Raw genomic sequence first — 19,052 nt, 5'->3', positions numbered from 1 at the left:
ATCGTTGCTGGGAAGTCGTGGCGGCCGGGTTGGGATTGCGGCGGGGTTGCACGGAAGTCCGACGACGAGGACCACTCACAACCCTGACATCGCCGATTCGGGGCGGATAACGAAATGCGGCCGGGCGTCGAAAGCCACGCCGCCGCTCCGCTGCGGTTCTACGCTGGATGTGTGGTGGCTCTCGTGCGGGTGGTCCGGCGGCTGGCTCTGGGACGCCCGCTGCGCAGCGACGACCTCGGTGAGCAGTTGCTGACCAAGCGCCTGGCGCTGCCGATCTTCGCGTCCGACCCGCTGTCGTCCGTGGCGTATGCGACGCAGGAGATCCTGCTGATCCTGTCCCTGGGCGGGTTCGCCTACCTCTACCTCACGCCGTATCTGGCGGTCGGGGTGGTCGTGCTTCTCGCCGTGGTCGCCCTCTCGTACCGGCAGGTGGTGTACGCCTATCCCAGCGGGGGCGGCTCGTACGAGGTGGCGTCCAAGAATCTCGGTCCGTCCGCCGGCCTGACGGTGGCGTCGGCGCTGCTCATCGATTACGTGATGACGGTGGCCGTGTCGGTGTCGGCCGGCGTCGACAATCTCATCTCCGCGGTGCCCGCACTGAACACGCACCGGGTGGCGCTGGCCGTGGCGTTTGTCGTGTTGCTGACGGTCATGAACCTGCGCGGGATCCGTGAATCGGGGACGGCGTTCGCGTTCCCGACGTACGGGTTCATCGCCGGTGTGATGATCCTGATCGTGACGGGGTTCGTGCGCGTCGCAGCCGGATCGACGCCCGTCGCCGAAAGTGCCGGGTACACCATCGAACCGGAACTGTCCGGGCTGACCGGTCTGGCTCTCGTGTTCTTCGCACTGCGCGCGTTCTCGTCCGGATGCACGGCGCTGACGGGAGTCGAGGCGATCTCCAACGGGGTGCCGGCGTTCCGTAAACCCAAGAGCGCCAACGCCGCGCGGACGCTCATGGCGATGGCGGTGACGGCGATCGTGATGTTCTCGGGCATCACGGCCCTCGCGATCGTCACCAAGGTGCACGTCGCGGTGCAGACGTGCGATCTGATCGGATTCGCCGGGAACTGCGAGACCGACCCGCAGCGCACCGTGATCGCCCAGATCGCGGCAGCGGTGTTCGGCGGCACCACCAACATCGGCTTCTTCTACGTCCAGGCCGCGACCGTGCTGATCCTCGTGCTCGCCGCGAACACCGCCTACAACGGTTTCCCGCTGCTCGCCTCGGTGCTCGGCCGCGACCGTTACCTTCCCGTGCAGCTCAACACGCGCGGCGACAGGCTGGCGTTCAGCAACGGCATCGTGCTCCTCGCCGTGACGGCGGGCGGGTTGATCGTGCTGTTCCACGCGTCCGTCACCCATCTGATCCAGCTGTACATCCTCGGGGTGTTCACGTCGTTCACCCTCAGCCAGGCGGGCATGGTCCGGCACTGGAACCGGGTGCTGGCAACCGAATCCGACAGCCGGGAACGCCGCAAGATCCGGGCACGGCGGGCTTTGAACGGCACCGGCGCCGCCCTCACCGGCACCGTCCTGATCATCGTCACGATCACGAAGTTCACCGAGGGCGCCTACCTGGTGGTCATCGCGATGCCGATCCTGTTCTTCCTGATGCGCGGGGTACGGCGGCACTACGACGGGATCGCGGCGCTCCTCGTCGTCGACGAGGACAGCTTCACCCTCCCCTCGCAGGTACACACCATCGTGCTGGTGTCGGTGCTCAACAAGCCCACCGCCCGGGCCCTGGCCTACGCCCGCGCCACCAATCCGACCACGCTCGAGGCCGTCACCGTGCTGGGCGCCGATACCGCACAGCTGCAACGGGAGTGGGAGAAGTACGAGGTTCCGGTGCCGCTGAAGGTTCTCGAATCGCCGTACCGCGAAGTCACCCGGCCCATCCTCGGGTACGTGAAGTCGGTCCGGAAGCGGAGCCCGGACGGCGTCGTCACCATCTTCATTCCCGAGTACGTGGTGGGCCGCTGGTGGGAACACCTACTGCACAACCAGAATGCGCTGCGCCTCAAAGGACGGTTGCTGTTCACCTCCGGTGTGATGGTCACGAGCGTGCCCTGGCTGCTGGATTCCGCCACCCGTGCCGGGGCACCGATCGGCAAGCCGGCACCGGGCGACATCCGGCGCGGGCTCCCACCGGCCGCCGAGATCAGCGGAAGGTCGACTTCAGGTACTCCGTGAGCCCGTCCATGGCGACCGGGTTCTGACGGAACCCCAGATAGCCGTCGGGGCGGACGACGAATGCGGCGGTGCCCTCGGCGCCGTATGCGCGTGCGAACTCGCCGTCGCGGTCCCGGACGAGGGGAAGCACCGTTTCCCCGACCTCGGCGGCGGGGGAAGCAACGAGATACGTGTCGACGCGTCCGCCGGTGGCCACGTCCACCGACGTCGCCGCGGCCTCGAGCAGTTCCAGCCCGCGCGCATCGACGGAGTTGTCGGCATACAGCAGCAGCGTGTGGTTCCGTCCCCCGAGGAGCGTGAACAGCCGGATCGGGAACGCCACCGCCGCCCGGGTCAGCCCGCGGGCGTCCGGTGCCCGGCCGCCGGGCGCGAGTGTCGCAGTCGGCTCCCAATCGGCGACGATCGGACTGTCCGCGTAGCTGATGAGGAGTTGAGCCTCGCGTCGGATCACGTGATCGGGGTCCGAAGATCCCGCGCCGATCCCCTCCCGGGCGCTCCGCACGGTGCGTCCCACCACCTCCTCCCCGACGGGCCGCCGTTCGGCGTCGTAGCTGTCCAGCAGATCTGGGGCCGCGGCGCCGGAGACTGCGAGCGCGACCTTCCACGCCAGGTTGTGGGCGTCCTGGATGCCGGTGTTCATTCCCTGCGCGCCGGTCGGCGGATGGATGTGCGCGGCGTCGCCCGCGACGAAGACCCGACCGCGCCCGTACGAATCGACGATGCGGTGGCTGATCCGGAAGACGGACGACCAGCGAAGATTCGACGCCCGCGTCGGCTGGGGCGACAGGCGGTCGATCACGGCCTGGATGTGGCGGAGCTCGGGTTTCGGTCCCGCCTCGAACCCGTGCGCGATCTTGTCGCCCGCCGGGGTGCCGGTCCCGGCGAGGTCGTCGGGAACCAGCATCGACATCCGGTACCGGCGGTGCCCGGGCAGCGGAATGCAGACGAGCAGATCGTCGGTCTCGCCGTCCGTCTGATGCATCGACCGGATTCCCCAGCCGCGGGGCACCGACCAGTCGACCTCGACGTCGCCGAGCATGTACTGCTCGGTGAACGCACCACCCTCGAACGTCAGGCCGAGGCCCTTCCGGACCACGCTGTGGGCGCCGTCGCAGCCGAGAAGATACTGGGTTCGGACGGTTTCGTCGCCGTCGGCACCGGTGACCGTGGCGACGACGCCGTCGTCGTCCTGTTCGAACTCAGTCAGCCTCGTTCCGCGTTCGATCGTGGTGCCGAACGTGGCCAGGTACTCGGTGAGGATGCGTTCGGTCTCGTACTGGGGCAGCCCCAGGAACTCGAACGGGACGTCGGCCGGGAGCGACAATTCCAGACGGGCCACCTCGTCACCATTGACGTACACGATCTGACCGAGCATCTCGATCGACGCGTCCAGAATGTTCCGCAGCACGCCCATGCTCTCGAACACCTCGAGGGTGCGGGGCTGGATCCCCACCGCCTTCGCGTACTGCGGCGGCTCGAGCAGTGGATCGATGATTCGGCACGCGACACCCCGCCTGCGTAGTTCGATCGCCGCCGTCAGACCGACGGGGCCCGCTCCGACCACTAATACCTCGGGATGCACCACACGACACCGCCTCGTCAGGGGACCGACCACCGCCCAGTATGCGCGATGGACCACGGGGGTGACCGGCGTTCGGACCAGACCGGGCACTCGGCGGATCGGGTGGGACCCGGTTCGTCACGTGCGCGCGGCGTGATGCCGCGGCCGGTGGACGGCTTCCCGGGCCACCAGTTCGATGGTCACCGCCACCGCGCTCGTCTGCGCCAGCAGCAGCCCGACGAGAACGAGGATCTGGACGGCGCCGGCCTGAACCGCGGACCCGCTCGCGAGCAGCACCCCGACGAACGCACCGGGCAAGGTGACCAGCCCGACGGTCCGGGTCTGATCCAGCCCGGGCAGCAACGCATCCGAGGAAGCGGACCGCACCACCTCCATGCGGGCGTCGCGCACGGAGAGTCCGAGGCTCAGCCCCGCTTCCACCTCACCCCACCGCAGCTCGACCGCATCGAGACCGCGTCTCGCCGCGAGCGACGTCGCGGTCATCGCGCCACCGAGCACGATGCCGCCGATCGGAACGAGGGCAACCCCTTGGAGCGGAACCACTCCGCTGAGCAGCATCATCGGTAGCACGATGCCCACTCCCGCCGCGAGCGACAGGGCCAGCCACCCGGCGGACCACCCGGCCCGCGCACGCCGGGACGACGTCGCCACGGCCGCCGCGAACATGACCACCAGCACGAGGATCGACGACCACAGGTGTGCGAGAGCGGCGGCCAGGATCAACGACACCGCCGCGAGCTGGACGGCGCCCCGAATCGCAGCACTCGGCACCACCAGCGGGCTGCCGAGATGGGTGACGCCGTAGATCACCGCCGCGCACACGACCATGACCGTGCACAGCACAGCCAGCCCGACACCGGGATTCGCCAACGAGGTACTCACCCGGCTCAGTGTTCCATTACCCGCCCCGCCACTCCCCGCCGTTCCATTTACCTGCTGTTCGCGCGACGTGGTGCGGCGTCAGCTCACCGCGCCGGCGTCGAGGGCAGCGATCGCCTCGGTCACCTCGGGCACGGACGTGGCGGTGACGTCGTCGAGCCCCGGCACGGACCGGTAGTACGCCCGGACACGCTCGTCCTCGCAGTGGTACTCGACGATTCCGAGTTGTGGCAGCGTCCCCGGCACGGTGTCGTCGACGTCCCCGACGAACCCGGTGGCCGGCGCCCAGACCTCGACGGCCTCGCCTCGCAGTGTCTGGCGGTAGCAGTGCAGGTGCCCGCTACCCACGGCCGCGAGGGACACCTGATCGAGTAGAGCGAGCAGTCGCGTCCGGGACTCGCCGATGTCGACGGCATGACCGACCGGCTCGTCCAGCGCGCTCCAGATCGGCTTGTGGAGGAACACGATCACCGGCCGGCCGCTTACGTCGGCGACGGACCGTTCGATCCACCGCCACTGCGCGGCCTCCCGGTCGAGTCCGGACCCGAACAGTTCGCTGTTCAGGCCGAGCACGGTCCACCCGTCGACGTCGCGCCGCCAGTGATCGGGACCCCACACCGCCTCGAATTCCGCGACGCGCTCCTCGCTGACACCGATTCCCTTCCACGGCGCCGCCCCCGGTTCCCCGACATCGTGGTTGCCGGGCACGACGAGCACGGGGGCGTCGAATCGCCGCATCAGTTCGCGGGCGTGTGCACGGTCGTCGGCATCGTCGGGATGGATGATGACGATGTCGCCGGAATGCACGATCAGATCGGGACGGACGTGATCGTTCACGTACTCGACGATGCGATCGAAATTCTCCTGGGTGCGCCCCCCGCGTGCCGAGAGGTGCGTGTCGCTGATCTGGACGATCTTCATCGGAACTCCTTCGAATATGGTGTGGCCGGAACCTATTTGAGACCCGACCGGACGAATGCGTCGCGCACGTAGCGCTGGAGGAACAGGTAGATCAGGAAGATGGGCAGGCAGGCGAGGCCGGACGCCGCCATCACGGCGCCCCAGTTGTTGCCCTCCGCACCGAGGAATCCGCGGATTCCGATCTGGACGACCGCGTTCGACTGCCGCATGATCAGCGACGGCCACAGGTATTCGTTCCACGCCGAGATGAACAGCATGATTCCCAGGGCCGCGAGGGCAGGCCGCATGTTGGGCAGGACCACCTTCCACAACGTCGACCACGAGTTCTGGCCGTCGATCTGCGACGCGTCCAGCAACTCCCGCGGGAACGCCTCCATGTGCTGGCGCATGAGCAGGACGCCGAACGCCGAACACAGGTTCGGGATCACGATCCCGGCAACGGTGTTCAGCAGACCCATCTGTGAGATGAGGAGATAATTCGGAATCATCGTGACCTGGAACGGCACCAGCCACGAGCCGACGAACAGCAGGAATAGCAGCTGCTTCCCGAAGAAGGTCCACCGGGCGAACGCGTAGGCGGCGAGGATCGCGACGAGAAGCTGGCTGACCGACATCGCCGCCGCCATGACGAACGTGTTCACCAGCATCGACGCCATCGGGATGGTCTCCCACACGTAACGGAAGTTGTCGAGGCTGAACGGGGACGGCACGGGGCTGACGGACAGCGAGTCCTCGGGACGGCGGAACGCGGTCGCGAACATCCAGTACACCGGGAAGATGCTGAACACGGTGACCGCGGCGAGTACCACGTGTCCGGTCGCCACCCGGCCGACGGACCGGGTGGCGACCGGGGCGTCTCCGGGATCGCGGTCCGGGACTGCGGCGGCCGTGCGGGCCGGCGCCTCGACGAGTGCAAATGCCATGGGGTGTCCTAGTTGTCGTAGAAGCTCAGTCGGTCCGACACGCGGACGAACACGACGGCGATCAGCCCGAAACCCAGGAAGAACAGGGTCCCGGCCGATGCCGACAGTCCGGCATCGAAATTCTGGAATCCGAACTCGTACAGCAGGTAGTAGATGTTGGTGGAGGCGCCGCTCGGGCCGCCCTGGGTGACGATGTCGATGATCGGGTACGCCCACTGCGCGCCCAGCAGGATCGTCATGAGCCCGAGGAACGCCAGCGTCGGTGACAGCAGCGGCAGCGTGATCCTGCGGGTGATGGTCGACTGCGAAGCGCCGTCGAGCGCCGCAGCCGACGCGTAATCGGGGTTGATCCCTGCCAGTCCGGCGGAAACGACGAGCACGCCGAACCCGAGCATCTGCCATCCGACGATCAGCACCACCCCGAGCATCGCCAGGCCGGGTTCCCGGAACACGTTGCCCAGTTCGAACCCGAGGGTCGCGGCCACCCGAGGAATCGTGCCGCCCTCGGGGTTGAACAACCAGCGCCAGATCGCGCTGCCCGCCACCGGAGTGATGAGAAACGGAACGAAGATCAACGCCTGGTACAGCGTCTTCCAGCGCCCGGCGACCCGATTCGACAGCAACGCGACGACCATCGGCAGCAGCAGCGAGAACACCATGAACGCGAGGACGTACACGATCGTGTTCCGCAGCGCCTGGTGGAGTTCGGGCAACGCCAGCACCCGAACGTAGTTGTCCATTCCCACCGGCACTTTCGGGCTGGTGGGCACCATGTTCCACCGGTAGAACGACAGCGCGACGGTCTCCCCCAGCGGTTTGTAGATCCACACGACGAGCAGCACCGCGGCGGGCAGGAGATACAGGTACGGCGCCAGGCTGCGCTTGATCTGCACGACCCGCGCCGGACGCTTCGCCGTGCCGGCACTCCCGGTGGACGTCGTGGGCGGAACTTCGACGAACATCAGACGCCGGGCGCCGCGAGTTGTGCGATCGACTGCCGGATCTCGTCCGCCGTCATCTCGTACACCACCGGGGACACGTCGAGCGGGACCACCGTGTGCAGCACACGGTCGCGGTAGACGTGCACCATGTTGAAACCCTGGGCGCCGTTCTGGCCACGGATGCTGCCCGCGTCGACGAGCAGATCCTGCGTGTAGCAGGTGGCCGACGCGACCGACACCGGGATGCCAGCGAACGTGCACGTCGTGGAGAAGTGCAGGTGGCCCGCGAGGATTCCGCGGACGTCGGTGCCCGCGAGCACCTCCTCGAGCCGGTGCTGTTCCTTCAGTTCCACCGAAGACATGGCGTCGAGCAGACCGGGCACGGGCGGGTGGTGCAGGGCGAGCAGCGTGCCGTGCGGTGCGGGTTCGGCCAGGACGCCGGTCAGCCAGTCGAGTTGCTCGTCGCTGACCAGCCCGTGATGGAATCCCGGAACCGTACTGTCCAGCACGATGATCCGCAGTCCGTTGACGTCGACGACCGCGTCGACCGCGTCCTCGGTGGGCTCGTCGTCGAGCAGACCGCTCCGGAAGGCCGGCCGGGCGTCGTGGTTACCCATTACCCAGATCACCTTCGCGCCGAGGCGCTCGGCGGCCGGTTCGACGATCCGGCGCAGACGAACGTAGGCCTCGGGCTCGCCCTTGTCGGCGAGGTCACCGGTGAACACGATGGCCTCGGGCCGCCGACCCGCCTTCTCGAGCCGGTCGAACAGGCGCGTGAGGTTGGCGTCGCTGTCGACCGCGTCGTACAGCAGGTCACCGTCGGTGACGAAGTGGGTGTCACTGACGTGCAGAATGTAGTGATCCGGTTCGCCGTATCGGGACATGTCGGTTTCTCCTCTGGAAGTGGATGTCACGCGACGAGTGCGCTACGCAGGTCGTCGAATTCGCCGTCGGTCATGCCGTGGGCGTGCAGGTAGCCGCGCACGCTGTGATGCGCGGTGGTGATCGAGTCCAGAGTCGCGCGCATCAGGACGGCCGGGCTGGCGCCGACCAGACGGTCGACGTCCACGCCGTCGGGAAGGCCACGGGCGCGCATCTTCTCGGCCATGGCGCGCGCCCAGTCACCCGCGAGCAGAACCTCGGACATCGCGTAGTCGGCGACGATGTCGCGCTGATCGACGCCGACGGCCGCGAGCGTCAGCGCGACGACCAGGCCGGTGCGATCCTTGCCTGCGGTGCAGTGCACCACGGTGGGGTCGTCGCCCGAGCGGGCGATGGCACGGACGGCGCGGGTCAGGCGATGCCCGTACCTCTGGACCATCTCGCCGTAGACGACCGCGAGGTCGAAGTTGGCACCGTCGAGGTCGATCTCCCCCTCGTACACCGGCAGGTGCTCCACCCGATGGCCGACGCCGTCGAGGGCGGTCGGGTTGTCGTCGAGTTCCTGCTGTTCGCGGAGGTCGATGACGAGGGCGAGTTTCCGCTCGCGCAGGAGGTCCCGGGCCGGCTGGTCGAGCCGGTGCAGGGCGTCCGACCGGAACAGCTTGTTCCACTTGGTGGTCCCCGCGTCCGTGGCGAACCCACCGAGATCGCGGAAGTTGTAGGTACCGGTGAGATTCAGGCGTCGATGATGTGTCGGCGCCGGCAGAGTGCTGGTCATGTGTCGGTGTCTCGTTCTGTTCGAAGAATGGTTACTGGATGAGTTCCTGCACGCGCTGCTGCGCCGCCTGCATCGTTGCCGCCGGCTCCCTGCCGTAGTAGACCGAGTCCTCCACGGCCTGCTCGAGGATGTCGTCTGCCTGCACGTAACTGTTGCCGGGGTACGACTTCCACGGCTCGAGCTTGTCGAGCTGACCGAGGTTGGGCGCCAGGAGCGGGTTGTGGTCGGCCCAGTCCTTCAGCGACGCCGGGTCCTGGGTGAGCGACGGACGCAGCGGCAGGTAGCCGATCTTGCTGGAGATCTCGGTATACGCGTGATCACTCGTCATGAACTTGATGAACTCCCACGACGCGCGCTGCTTCGCCGGATCCTGCGAGAACGTGAACAGTGCCGAACCGGAGTTGGTGGGCACGGCGTCGTGACCCTCGAAGGCGGGCATCGGTGCGGCACGCAGGTCCCAGCCGCCGGTCGCGGCCGACTTCATGAACATTCCCTGCAGAGCCGAGGTCTGCAATTGGATCGCCACGTCGCCCTTCGCGAAACTCTCGTACTGGGTGGTCGAGTCGAGATTGGCGAGCACGCCGTCGTCGTACATCTGCCGCAACGTGGTCACGGCCGACACCGCTTCGGGCTCACCGAACTCGATGGTCTTGCGGTCCTGCGACAGCACGTCGCCCCCGGCCGACCGGAACAGCGCCTGCATGCACCAGTTGCCGCCCTTCACCGAGCACGACACCGACAGCGCCGGCTTGCCCGTCGCCGCGGTCACCGCCTTGGCGGCGGCCGCCACCTTCGGCCAGGTCGACAGGTCCGCGTCGGCCGGCAGCCCGGCCTTCGCGAGTGCGGTCGCGTTATAGAACAGGGTGGGGGTGGAGAACACGTAGGGGATGCCGTACGTTTCGCCGTTCCAGTCGCCGAGCGTGGCGGCCCGCGGATGGAACGGGTGCGCGCCGCCGAATGTCTCGTCCACGGTCTCGGCGCCGACCAACTTGTCGAGCGACTGGGCGCCGAGTTCGTTGACAGCGAAATCGAGTGTGTCGAACGTCAATTGGGCCACATCGGGGGGCGAGCCGGCGAGCATCTGAGTCTGCACGCTGCTCGCGGTTCCGGATCCGGCGGTCCCGCTGCCCTGCGGCGGCTGCGCCTTCACGTGGATGTTCGGGTGTTCGGCCTCGAAATCGGCGACGAGTCCGTTGATCGTGTCCGACCACAGTCCCGCCTGCTGGAGGTTGTACGACTCGAAGACGATGTCGACCTTCTGGTTCGGGTCGAGTTCGGGCACCGGTTGGCCGCTGCCCGCGGCCCCGGGGTCGGCGCCGCCCGTGGCACAGCCGGCCAGGGTCGCGGCGGCGACGGCCGCGCCCAGCACCGCACGGATTGTGGTTCTATGCATCACGCTGCTCCTGTTGCGGAAAGTGTTTCGGAGTGAATCGAGGGGTCGAGGTCGGCGCGTGCGGGAACGTCCACCCATTCCAGGCGGCGTCCGGTCGCGCGGTCGAAGAGGTGAAGATGGGCGGGTTCCGCGGTCAGCACCGCGGATCGGTGGGCGTGCAACGCGATCGGACGAGGCGCTCGGACGCACAGCGTGGCGCCGGCGACATCGCAGTAGGCGACCTGCTCGCTGCCGAGGTTCTCGACGGACGTCACGTCCACCGACAGCCGCACCCCCGCAGACGGCCGCACCCCCGCAGACTCCGTGGGATCGACGACCCGGAGATGTTCCGGCCTTATCCCCAGAACGATGTCGCGACCATCGGTCTGTCCCGGCCACAGCGGCGCGATCACTCCCTCCGCCGTCGCGACGACCGTGCCCTTCACGGTGCGGACCCGCGCGTCGAGCAGATTCATGGCCGGACTGCCGAGGAAACCGGCGACGAACACCGACGCAGGCCGGTCGTAGACGTCCTCGGGCGTTCCGACCTGTTCGAGCGCGCCGTTGTTCAGCAGCGCGATCCGGGTCGCCATCGTCATCGCCTCGACCTGGTCGTGGGTGACGTACACGAACGTGGCGCCGAGTCTGCGATGGAGTTCGGTGAGTTCACGGCGCGTCGCGGTCCGGAGCTTGGCGTCGAGGTTGGAGAGCGGCTCGTCCATCAGGAAGGCCTTCGGATTGCGCACGATCGCGCGTCCGACCGCGACCCGCTGCCGCTGGCCACCCGACAACTCCTTCGGCTTCCGGCCCAGCAGGTGGGCGATGTCGAGTTGCTGCGCAACGGCCTCGACGCGTTCGGCCGCCTCCGATTTGCGCATCTTTTTCACGCGCAACGGAAACGCGAGGTTCTTCGCCACGCTGAGGTGCGGGTAGAGGGCGTAGCTCTGGAACACCATCGCGACGTCCCGGCGCCGGGCCGGCGCGGCGGTGATGTCGTCGTCGTCGAGCAGGATCCGGCCGCCGGTCGGCTCGAGGAGGCCGGCGAGCATCCTCAACAGCGTGGTCTTGCCGCACCCGCTGGGGCCGAGGAGGACCAGGAAGTCGCCGTCCCGGATGTCGAGGTCGATGCTGTCGACCGCGGTGAAGTGTGCGAACTTTCGACTCAGATTCTCGATCCGAATCCTGCCCATGTGCCTCTCCCGATGAAATGACGTTACCCAATCTCGGCGAGACGGGAATTTCGTTACATCGGTAGTTAGCCAGCCTCAAGTTAATGGCGAGCGAATGGCCGTCCAATCACCGGTGATGCTTCGCGCAACTACCGGAACACAGACGCGGTCCCGGATGGATCGCGTCACGGATGAATCAGGGGCACAATCTGTTTGAACGTCTCCGCGGCGGCCTCGGCAGACCCACCCCGCACCCGGCAGACGGCGATCTGCAGGCTGATGAGGAACGCGATCTGCACCACGGTGGCCGAGGCACCCAGCCCACCCCACGGCCCGGCGCCGCCACCGACGACCAACCCGATATCGGATTTCTCCACCAGCGTCGAACGGGCGTAACCGGTGACGCCGATGACCGTGGCACCCGCGGCCCGGGCGGCCTCGACCGGCCGCAGGGTAACCGAGTTCAGCCCACTGTCGCTCACCGCAAGGCACACGTCGCGGGAGGTGAGGCGCGCCGCGGTCAATTGCTGGATCACGGCATCGGTCGGCGCCTCCGCGTGGCGGCCGTTGAGAATGAACCGCACGGCCACCGCGGCCGCCGACGGTCCCGATGCCCCGTTGCCGATCACGAGTACCCGCTCCGCGGCGGCGAGCGCCGACACCGCCCGTTCGAACGCCTCGCCGTCGAGAGGCGCGAGGGCACCGGCGAGTTCCGTGGCCAGCTCGGCGAACACGGCCCGCACGAGCCCCGAACCGCTCTCCTCGGCCGGCAGTTCTCCCGCGGTACCGGGGTCGGCGGCGCCGAGATCCCGTAGCAGCAGCATCCGCAGGTGCTGGAATCCCTTGAACCCGAGATTCTGGCAGGCCCGGATCACGGTGGCCGTCGACGTCCCGGCGTGCTCGGCCACATCGGCGGCGGACCACCACGCGACATCGCCGGGACGCGCGACGCACACCTCGGCGACGCGGCGTTCACTCGGTGCGAGTGACGGCGAAAGGGCACGGATCGCGGACAGGGTCGCCCCCACGGGCGGGTCGCTCGGTGACGCACTCATCCGACCTGGATAACACACCGCGGTGAACGATCGACGTCACCGCGGCTGCGGCGACTACGTCAATTCGACGACTGTCCCCAGGTCGTGCACATGCTCCCCGTCCGACGTTCCGGGGGCGGGGGTGATGTCGCCACGTGCCGTGTGGGCCATCGATCGCGCCTCGCCCGCGGCGAAGGCGATCGGTACCGCCACGACAACGGACAGGAGGGCCGCTCCCGCGTCGAACGCCAGACGTGCGACTCCGAAAGCGCAGTTGACCGTTTGTCGGATCCTCATCGTCCGCCTTCCTTCACCCCAGCCCACAGGACGTAGCGGACCACTCCCCTTTGCACAATGATTACCTGTGCGACGTTACGAGGAGCCCGCAGTACTCGCGAGTACCAAACCGACCAGATCGAATGGTTTTCTTCTCGGCCGTCCAATCCGTGCCAGGTGTACGGAACACAGGCACGTATCCAGGCCATTCGGCCGGTGTGCCCGGGCCGCGCGCGGACCACGCTGTAACCAGGCCGCGCCGACGACGCGACACCCACCGAGCGCACTGGAGTACCGACGGCATGAACCCCCACCCCGGAAGCCACAGATACCAGCTGGTCCAGACGTTCCGCGCCGATCCGGTACGGCCGGGACGCGATGCGCTCCACGCCGCCGTCACCAGAATCGGCATCCCCTGCGCACTCGGAGCGGGCGACCACCGCGCCTTCGACAGTTCCGGCCTCGTCCAGTGGGCGTACCGGCAGGCGGGAGTATCCGTTCCGCGTACCACCTACGAGCAACTCGAACACGGAACGGCCGTGGACGTGGGCAATCTGCAACCCGGTGACGTCGTCCTGTTCTACGGGGGCGGCCACGCGGGAATCTATGCGGGCGACGACACCGTCGTCCACGCGCCCGCCCCGGGCCGGCCGGTCGCACGAGTACCCATGAATTCCATGTCGTTTCACGCCGCGCGACGATACTGACGGGAACAACCGCGTCCCGGCCACCCGCGGGGGGGCCGGGACGCGGTTGTCCGGGGATTCAGTGCGCTGCGTTGTACGCTTCCTCGATCTGGGCCGGGATACGACCCCGCGCGGACAACTCGTAGCCCTCCGACGTGGCCCATTCCCGAATGTCCTTGGCCTTCTGACGTCCCTGCGGCGGAACCACCGCGGGGGCCGATCGGCGCTTCCGTCCCCCGACTCGCGTTGCGTGCTCGATGTAGTAGTCGAGAGTCTTGTGGAATTCTCTGGCGTTCTTGAGCTTCAGATCGATCTCGTAGTCGACGCCGTCGACCGAGAACGGAATGGTCTCCCCTTTACCGTTCTTGATCGGAGTTCCGTCGATGTCGTCGATGCGTTCGACAACAACTTTGCGCGCCACAGTTCCACTCCTTCATCGTCGATAACCCGGGGAACACTACGTCGAAGTATCGTTCACCTGCCAATCCCTGACCGGGTTTCGGATTGGAACGCCCCATATTCCGGGTACTCGCGGGAGATGACACCGAAGGACGCTTCCGGACCGAAGACCACGAGCACCGACAGCGGGGCCTCGGGCGCCGACAAGGACGTGATGTCCGATCCCTCCGAGGACGACAAGGGTTCGGGCGCCGACTGGAGCAGCGAAGGTGGCGCGACCCCTGAGGGGCCCGCCACCGACACCGACACGAACACGGACGACTAGGTCACCAGGGGATCTGCCCCAGGACCACACCGATCACCAGCATCGACAGCGACACCAGCGCCGCGCGCCACAGCACCTTCTTGTGATGGTCCGCCAGCGGAACACCCGCGAGGGTCACGAGCAGGAGGATGGCCGGGACGAGGGGGCTCTGCATGTGGAACGTCTGGCCGGTGATGGAGGCGCGGGCCATCTCGACCGGCTCGATGCCGTACGTGGATGCCGTCTCGGCGAGCACGGGCATCACGCCGAAGTAGAAGGCGTCGTTGCTCATGAAGAACGTGAACGGCAGGCTCAGGATGCCGGTGATGACGGCCAGGTGCGGTCCGAGTGCGGACGGAATGATCTCCAGCAGCCACTGCGCCATGGCCTCGACCATCCCGGTGCCCTGGAACACGCCGGTGAGAACGGCTGCGGCGAACACCATCGCGACCACCGAGACGATGCTCGACGAGTGCCGGGTGATCGCTTCCTGCTGTTCCTTGACGCGAGGGAAGTTCACCGTCAGCGCGATGGCGGCGGCCACCATGAACAGCACCGGAATCGGCAGGACGTCCATCACGAGCACGACGAGCAGCGCCACCGTCACGAGCGCGTTGAACCACAACAGCTTCGGTCGCAGCGTGGCCCGCTCGGGGTCGAGACCGTCGACGAATCCTTCGCCGTCGTCGCCGGAACCGCCGCCGGTGCGGGGTGCGTCGCCGTTACCGCCGAAGCCGGTCGCGGCCCGCCGAAGGCTGGAGCCGGCGGAGACGAGGAGGCGCTCGTCGGTGAGTTCGAGCGTGCCGATGCGACGGCGTTCGCTGTAGCCGAGCTGAACGGCGAACAGCAGTACGACGACCAGTCCGACCACCAGTGAGGGGATCATCGGGACGAACACGTCGGACGGCGAGATGCCCAGCGCCGAGGCGGCCCGGACCGTCGGTCCGCCCCAGGGAACGATGTTCATCGCACCGTTGGCCAGGCCGGCGACCACCGTGAGCACCACGGGGCTGACCTTCAGCTTCATGTACAGCGGCAGCAGCGCGGACGTCACGATGATGAACGTCGTCGACCCGTCACCGTCCAGCGACACCACCATCGCGAGCACCGCGGTGCCGACGACGAGCCGCATGGGGTCGTTGCGGACGAGCCGGAGGATCAGTTTCACCAGCGGATCGAACAGGCCGACGTTGATCATGATCCCGAAGAAGATGATCGCGAAGAACAGCAGCGCGGCGGTCGGCGCCAGCGACTTGATCCCGTCGGTGATCATGTCGCCGATGCCGAGACCCGCCCCGGCCGCGATGCCGAATGCGACCGGGACGGCGATCAACCCGACCACGGGAGTGGCCCGTTTGGACATGATCAAGAACATGAACACGGCCACCATCAGAAAGCCGAGTGCTACCAGCATTGCCACTCCTCGTCCGAGCTCGAGTCGCGATGTGATCGCGATTACAGCAAGTGTCGGGGAGAAGGGCGCTCACAGTCACGGTTGCGTTCGTAGAGAAGGTTGTGTTCTTTGTGGTGGCAACTAGCGGTGACCCCGGAGATGGTCACGCAGGGTCGCTGTCTCATACTGCGCGCGGAACAGCCCCCGCTTCTGCAGGACGGGGATCACCTCGTCGACGAACTCGTCGAGGCCGCTGGGGTAGAGCGGCGGCATCAGATTGAACCCGTCGGCCCCGCCGCGGCGGAACCACATCTCGATCTCGTCGGCGATCGACTCCGGGGTGCCGATCATGGTGCAGTGCCCGCCCCCGGCAGCCAGCGTGCCGAGCAGCGACCGCACGGTGGGACGGTCCTTGTCGACGATCCGCAGGATCGTGTCGTATCGGCCCTGCGGTCCGCTGAATTCCGACAGCGGCGGCAGCGCGGGAACGGGTGCGTCCAATTCCCAGGCGCTGCAGTCCTGCTGGACGAACAGCGACAGCTGCGCCAGCGACTGCTCGACCGGGAGGAGCGCGTCGAGTTCCGCCTTCTTGCGGTGCGCCTCCTCGGTGGTCGAGCCGACGTAGGTCACGAGGCCGGGCATCACCGTCACCGCATCGGCGTCGCGGCCCGCCGCGCGGATGCGGCGCTTCACGTCGGCGTAGTAGTTCTGGGCGGCCGGGAGGTCGTAGGCGACGGCGTAGATGCCCTCGGCGCACCGGGCGGCCAGGTCGCGACCCTGATCGGACGCGCCCGCCTGGAACAGCACCGGACGCCCCTGCGGCGAGTGCGGCACGGTGAGCGGGCCGTCCACCAGGAAATGCTTGCCCCGGTGCTCGACCGGACGCACCTTCGCCGGATCCGCAAAGGCACCGTCCCGGTCGAGCACCAGCGCGTCGGGCTCCCACGAATCCCACAGTGCGAGTGCCACGTCGACGAATTCCGCAGCGCGCGAATAACGCTCGTCGTGCGGCGGCATCTCCTCGAGTGCGTGATTGCGCGCCTCGGCGTCGAACATCGACGTCACCACGTTCCAGCCGGCGCGGCCGCCACTGATGTGGTCGAGCGACGCCAGCATCCGGGCGGCGTGGAACGGGGTGTAGAACGTGGTGGACACCGTCGTCACCAGCCCAACCCGCTCGGTGGCCCGCGCCATCGCGGACAGCGCGGTGAGCGGTTCGAGGAACCACATGCCCCCGGTCGCGGGGTCGCGCACCGAATGTCCGTCGGCGAAGAACACCGCGTCGAGGCAGCCCCGCTCCGCGGTCTGCGCCAGTTCCTCGTAATAGGTGATGTCGCAGAGTCGCTCCACCTGCGAGGCGGGGTGCCGCCACGCCGCGCCGTGGTGGCCGCAACTGTAGAGGAAGGCGTTGAAGTGCAGTTGCCTCGTGTCGCTCATGTCAGTCCTTGACCAGTCCACCGTCGACGACGAGGTTCTGGCCGGTCACCGCACGCGACCACGGGGACGCGAAGAACAGCACCGCGTCGGCGAACTCGTCCGGGGTGGTGACCCGCTGCAGCGGCGTGCTCGCCGCGATGAGGTCGAACACCTCGTCGGGAGTAGCGGCACTCGCGTCGGTGGTGCGGAGCAGCCCGCCCGAGACCATGTTGACGGTGATGCCGTCCGGTCCGAGGTCGGCGGCGAGGGTGCGGGTCAGTGACAGCGCCGCGGCCTTGGCGGCCGTGTAGTCGTGGTACGGGACGACGGGGTTCTGGAACAGGTTGGTCCCGATGTTCACGATCCGGCCGAACCCGAGCGAACGCATGCCCGGCAGCGCGGCCTGCGTGGTGTGCAGGGTCGCCTTCACACTGCCACGCAACTGCGCGTCGAACGCATCCCACGTGATGACGTCCGCCTTGTCGCGTGCGTCGCCGTTGAAGGAGAAGTCGGCGAGCGCGTTGTTGATCACCGTGGTCACCGGTGAGCCGAAGTGCGCCTCGGCTGCGGCGAACAGCGCGGCGACCTGTCCGGCATCCGTGACGTCGGCCCGGAGCGCGACCGCACGGTCTGCGCCCAGGGAAGCCGCGAGATCCTCGGCCGCCTCCCGGCTGTTCCGGTAGTTCACGATCACCCGCGCGTTCTGCGCCGCGAACGACCGCACGACGGCGGCGCCGAGGCCCCGTCCACCACCGGTCACCAGGACGATCTGCTTGTCGAGCTGCATGCTGCCACCTTCCGTTCGGTCGGCGACGAGATATTCGAAGCGGCGAATACGGCCGTCTCCGCGACATCCCTTCGCCGGCATTACCCAGTTCAGGTTCGACGGGTGTGTTCTCAGCCGCCCGGCTCTCGCCGAGCAGCACCCCGTGTCACTGGCGAACAGTGTAAGCCCAGTCACCGTTCCGGCCATTATGGTTGTGCACAACCTAGTTGTGTGCAACCATTAGGTGGTGACCGACAACCTCGCCCTCGACCGCCAGGTGTGCTTCGCGTTGTACTCGGCATCGCGGGCCATGACGGCGAGATACCGGTCGATGCTCGACTCGCTGGGAGTGACCTACCCGCAGTACCTCGTGCTGCTGGTGCTCTGGGAACAGGACGGCCGCGGAGTGCGCGAGATCTGCGACGCCCTGGACCTCGACACCGGCACTCTGTCGCCACTCCTCAAGCGGCTCGACGCCCTGGGCCTGGTCGAACGCCGGCGCTCGTCGGCCGACGAGCGCCGCGTCGGGATCTACCTCACCGAGAAGGGTGCGGGTCTCCGCGCCGCCGCGGAGAGCATCCCCGCACAGCTCGCTCACTCGACGGGAATGGACGTCGACGAACTCGTCGCCCTCCGCGACACCCTGTCGAGGCTCACCGAATCGCTCCACAGTTTCCCCACCCCTACAGGAGAGAAGTAACCATGAAGATCGTGTACACCGCCGAAGCCCTTGCCACCGGAGAAGGCCGCAACGGCCGCGCGCGCACGTCGGACGGCCGGCTCGACCTGAACCTGGCCATCCCCACCGAGATGGGTGGGTCCGGCGACGGCACCAACCCCGAGCAGCTGTTCGCCGCCGGATACGCGGCGTGCTTCCACTCCGCACTCCAGTTGGTTGCCCGTCAGGAGAAGGCGAACGTCGTCGACTCGGCCGTCGGCGCCCGTGTCGGCATCGGCTCCACGGACGGCGGCGGATTCGGGCTCGCCGTCACCCTCGAGGTCTCGCTTCCCCACGTGCCGCGGGCACAAGCGCTCGAGCTGACCGAGAAGGCGCACCAGGTGTGCCCGTATTCCAACGCCACCCGCGGCAACATCGACGTCACCCTCGAGGTCACCGAAGACTGACACCTGCGCG

At 67.6% G+C, this 19,052-nt stretch carries 20 protein-coding genes and 1 riboswitch; of the genes, 5 read left to right on the top strand and 15 right to left on the bottom strand.

What is annotated here, in order from left to right; translation table 11 throughout:
- The first annotated feature begins 171 nt into the window (after positions 1 to 171).
- Positions 172 to 2,196 (top strand): APC family permease, encoded by a 2,025-nt coding sequence (locus tag H0B43_RS24580; RefSeq protein ID WP_185725563.1) that lies wholly within the window; start codon positions 172 to 174, stop codon positions 2,194 to 2,196.
- On the opposite strand, the gene H0B43_RS24575 is transcribed toward H0B43_RS24580, so the two are convergent.
- The 11 genes from H0B43_RS24575 to H0B43_RS24525 all read right to left on the bottom strand — a co-directional run bounded on the left by H0B43_RS24575 (position 2,165) and on the right by H0B43_RS24525 (position 12,974).
- Entirely contained in the window at positions 2,165 to 3,781 is a 1,617-nt protein-coding gene (locus H0B43_RS24575; RefSeq protein WP_185725564.1) for an FAD-dependent monooxygenase, read from the bottom strand. The genes H0B43_RS24580 and H0B43_RS24575 overlap by 32 nt on opposite strands.
- A gap of 114 nt (positions 3,782 to 3,895) precedes the next feature.
- Entirely contained in the window at positions 3,896 to 4,660 is a 765-nt protein-coding gene (locus H0B43_RS24570; RefSeq protein ID WP_185725565.1) for an ABC transporter permease, read from the bottom strand.
- Between the two features lie 78 nt (positions 4,661 to 4,738).
- Positions 4,739 to 5,578 (bottom strand): metallophosphoesterase, encoded by an 840-nt coding sequence (locus tag H0B43_RS24565; RefSeq protein WP_185725566.1) that lies wholly within the window; start codon positions 5,576 to 5,578, stop codon positions 4,739 to 4,741.
- Positions 5,579 to 5,610: 32 nt separating this feature from the next.
- On the bottom strand, positions 5,611 to 6,501 hold the full coding sequence (locus tag H0B43_RS24560; protein WP_185725567.1) for a carbohydrate ABC transporter permease: 891 nt from the start codon (positions 6,499 to 6,501) through the stop codon (positions 5,611 to 5,613).
- Between the two features lie 8 nt (positions 6,502 to 6,509).
- Positions 6,510 to 7,463 carry a carbohydrate ABC transporter permease gene (locus tag H0B43_RS24555; protein WP_185725568.1) on the bottom strand — a complete coding sequence of 318 codons (954 nt, stop codon included), beginning with the start codon at positions 7,461 to 7,463 and terminating at the stop codon, positions 6,510 to 6,512.
- A complete protein-coding gene (locus tag H0B43_RS24550; RefSeq protein WP_185725569.1) occupies positions 7,463 to 8,326 on the bottom strand; it encodes a phosphodiesterase in 864 nt (287 codons plus the stop codon). The genes H0B43_RS24555 and H0B43_RS24550 overlap by 1 nt, the downstream gene beginning before the upstream one ends.
- A gap of 26 nt (positions 8,327 to 8,352) precedes the next feature.
- Entirely contained in the window at positions 8,353 to 9,102 is a 750-nt protein-coding gene (locus tag H0B43_RS24545; protein WP_185725570.1) for a tyrosine-protein phosphatase, read from the bottom strand.
- A gap of 31 nt (positions 9,103 to 9,133) precedes the next feature.
- Positions 9,134 to 10,495 carry an ABC transporter substrate-binding protein gene (locus H0B43_RS24540; RefSeq protein WP_185725571.1) on the bottom strand — a complete coding sequence of 454 codons (1,362 nt, stop codon included), beginning with the start codon at positions 10,493 to 10,495 and terminating at the stop codon, positions 9,134 to 9,136.
- The gene (locus H0B43_RS24535; RefSeq protein WP_185725572.1) at positions 10,495 to 11,664 is read right to left on the bottom strand and encodes an ABC transporter ATP-binding protein; all 1,170 of its coding nucleotides are present in this window, start codon (positions 11,662 to 11,664) and stop codon (positions 10,495 to 10,497) included. Before H0B43_RS24535 ends, H0B43_RS24540 begins: the two co-directional genes overlap by 1 nt.
- A 164-nt stretch (positions 11,665 to 11,828) precedes the next feature.
- Entirely contained in the window at positions 11,829 to 12,698 is an 870-nt protein-coding gene (locus H0B43_RS24530) for a MurR/RpiR family transcriptional regulator (protein ID WP_185725573.1), read from the bottom strand.
- A 54-nt stretch (positions 12,699 to 12,752) separates the two neighbouring features.
- Positions 12,753 to 12,974, bottom strand: a complete 222-nt coding sequence (locus tag H0B43_RS24525; protein WP_185725574.1) for a hypothetical protein — start codon at positions 12,972 to 12,974, stop codon at positions 12,753 to 12,755.
- A 281-nt stretch (positions 12,975 to 13,255) separates the two neighbouring features.
- On the opposite strand from H0B43_RS24525, the gene H0B43_RS24520 reads away from it, so the two are divergent.
- On the top strand, positions 13,256 to 13,660 hold the full coding sequence (locus tag H0B43_RS24520; RefSeq protein WP_185725575.1) for a C40 family peptidase: 405 nt from the start codon (positions 13,256 to 13,258) through the stop codon (positions 13,658 to 13,660).
- Between the two features lie 58 nt (positions 13,661 to 13,718).
- On the opposite strand, the gene H0B43_RS24515 is transcribed toward H0B43_RS24520, so the two are convergent.
- A complete protein-coding gene (locus H0B43_RS24515; RefSeq protein ID WP_185725576.1) occupies positions 13,719 to 14,060 on the bottom strand; it encodes an Lsr2 family protein in 342 nt (113 codons plus the stop codon).
- Positions 14,061 to 14,177: 117 nt separating this feature from the next.
- On the opposite strand from H0B43_RS24515, the gene H0B43_RS24510 reads away from it, so the two are divergent.
- Positions 14,178 to 14,363: a hypothetical protein gene (locus tag H0B43_RS24510; protein ID WP_185725577.1), complete on the top strand. Its 186-nt coding sequence runs from the start codon at positions 14,178 to 14,180 to the stop codon at positions 14,361 to 14,363.
- 1 nt (position 14,364) lies between these two features.
- On the opposite strand, the gene H0B43_RS24505 is transcribed toward H0B43_RS24510, so the two are convergent.
- From H0B43_RS24505 to H0B43_RS24495, 3 genes are all read right to left on the bottom strand, one after another.
- Positions 14,365 to 15,792: a CitMHS family transporter gene (locus H0B43_RS24505; RefSeq protein ID WP_397517508.1), complete on the bottom strand. Its 1,428-nt coding sequence runs from the start codon at positions 15,790 to 15,792 to the stop codon at positions 14,365 to 14,367.
- Between the two features lie 84 nt (positions 15,793 to 15,876).
- Positions 15,877 to 17,172: an LLM class flavin-dependent oxidoreductase gene (locus H0B43_RS24500; RefSeq protein ID WP_185725579.1), complete on the bottom strand. Its 1,296-nt coding sequence runs from the start codon at positions 17,170 to 17,172 to the stop codon at positions 15,877 to 15,879.
- 1 nt (position 17,173) lies between these two features.
- A complete protein-coding gene (locus H0B43_RS24495) occupies positions 17,174 to 17,938 on the bottom strand; it encodes a 3-oxoacyl-ACP reductase (RefSeq protein WP_185725580.1) in 765 nt (254 codons plus the stop codon).
- 49 nt (positions 17,939 to 17,987) lie between these two features.
- Positions 17,988 to 18,091: riboswitch (TPP riboswitch) on the bottom strand.
- A gap of 73 nt (positions 18,092 to 18,164) precedes the next feature.
- On the opposite strand from H0B43_RS24495, the gene H0B43_RS24490 reads away from it, so the two are divergent.
- Together H0B43_RS24490 and H0B43_RS24485 are read left to right on the top strand one after the other, a co-directional pair.
- On the top strand, positions 18,165 to 18,617 hold the full coding sequence (locus H0B43_RS24490; RefSeq protein WP_185950080.1) for a MarR family winged helix-turn-helix transcriptional regulator: 453 nt from the start codon (positions 18,165 to 18,167) through the stop codon (positions 18,615 to 18,617).
- 2 nt (positions 18,618 to 18,619) lie between these two features.
- Positions 18,620 to 19,042, top strand: a complete 423-nt coding sequence (locus H0B43_RS24485; RefSeq protein WP_185725581.1) for an organic hydroperoxide resistance protein — start codon at positions 18,620 to 18,622, stop codon at positions 19,040 to 19,042.
- Positions 19,043 to 19,052: the final 10 nt, after the last annotated feature.

Source organism: Rhodococcus sp. 4CII, assembly GCF_014256275.1.
GTDB lineage: Bacteria > Actinomycetota > Actinomycetes > Mycobacteriales > Mycobacteriaceae > Rhodococcus_F > Rhodococcus_F wratislaviensis_A.
The sequence above is the reverse complement of the archived record's forward strand: the minus strand, read 5'-3'. Positions and strand labels throughout refer to the sequence as shown.

Excerpts from the sequence above, each read along its gene's own strand:
- H0B43_RS24565 (WP_185725566.1), bottom strand. The coding sequence starts at position 5,578 with ATGAAGATCGTCCAGATCAGCGACACGCACCTCTCGGCACGCGGGGGG.
- H0B43_RS24560 (WP_185725567.1), bottom strand. The coding sequence starts at position 6,501 with ATGGCATTTGCACTCGTCGAGGCGCCGGCCCGCACGGCCGCCGCAGTC.
- H0B43_RS24555 (WP_185725568.1), bottom strand. The coding sequence starts at position 7,463 with ATGTTCGTCGAAGTTCCGCCCACGACGTCCACCGGGAGTGCCGGCACG.
- H0B43_RS24550 (WP_185725569.1), bottom strand. The coding sequence starts at position 8,326 with ATGTCCCGATACGGCGAACCGGATCACTACATTCTGCACGTCAGTGAC.
- H0B43_RS24545 (WP_185725570.1), bottom strand. The coding sequence starts at position 9,102 with ATGACCAGCACTCTGCCGGCGCCGACACATCATCGACGCCTGAATCTC.
- H0B43_RS24540 (WP_185725571.1), bottom strand. The coding sequence starts at position 10,495 with ATGCATAGAACCACAATCCGTGCGGTGCTGGGCGCGGCCGTCGCCGCC.
- H0B43_RS24535 (WP_185725572.1), bottom strand. The coding sequence starts at position 11,664 with ATGGGCAGGATTCGGATCGAGAATCTGAGTCGAAAGTTCGCACACTTC.
- H0B43_RS24530 (WP_185725573.1), bottom strand. The coding sequence starts at position 12,698 with ATGAGTGCGTCACCGAGCGACCCGCCCGTGGGGGCGACCCTGTCCGCG.
- H0B43_RS24525 (WP_185725574.1), bottom strand. The coding sequence starts at position 12,974 with ATGAGGATCCGACAAACGGTCAACTGCGCTTTCGGAGTCGCACGTCTG.
- H0B43_RS24520 (WP_185725575.1), top strand. The coding sequence starts at position 13,256 with ATGAACCCCCACCCCGGAAGCCACAGATACCAGCTGGTCCAGACGTTC.
- H0B43_RS24510 (WP_185725577.1), top strand. The coding sequence starts at position 14,178 with ATGACACCGAAGGACGCTTCCGGACCGAAGACCACGAGCACCGACAGC.
- H0B43_RS24500 (WP_185725579.1), bottom strand. The coding sequence starts at position 17,172 with ATGAGCGACACGAGGCAACTGCACTTCAACGCCTTCCTCTACAGTTGC.
- H0B43_RS24495 (WP_185725580.1), bottom strand. The coding sequence starts at position 17,938 with ATGCAGCTCGACAAGCAGATCGTCCTGGTGACCGGTGGTGGACGGGGC.
- H0B43_RS24485 (WP_185725581.1), top strand. The coding sequence starts at position 18,620 with ATGAAGATCGTGTACACCGCCGAAGCCCTTGCCACCGGAGAAGGCCGC.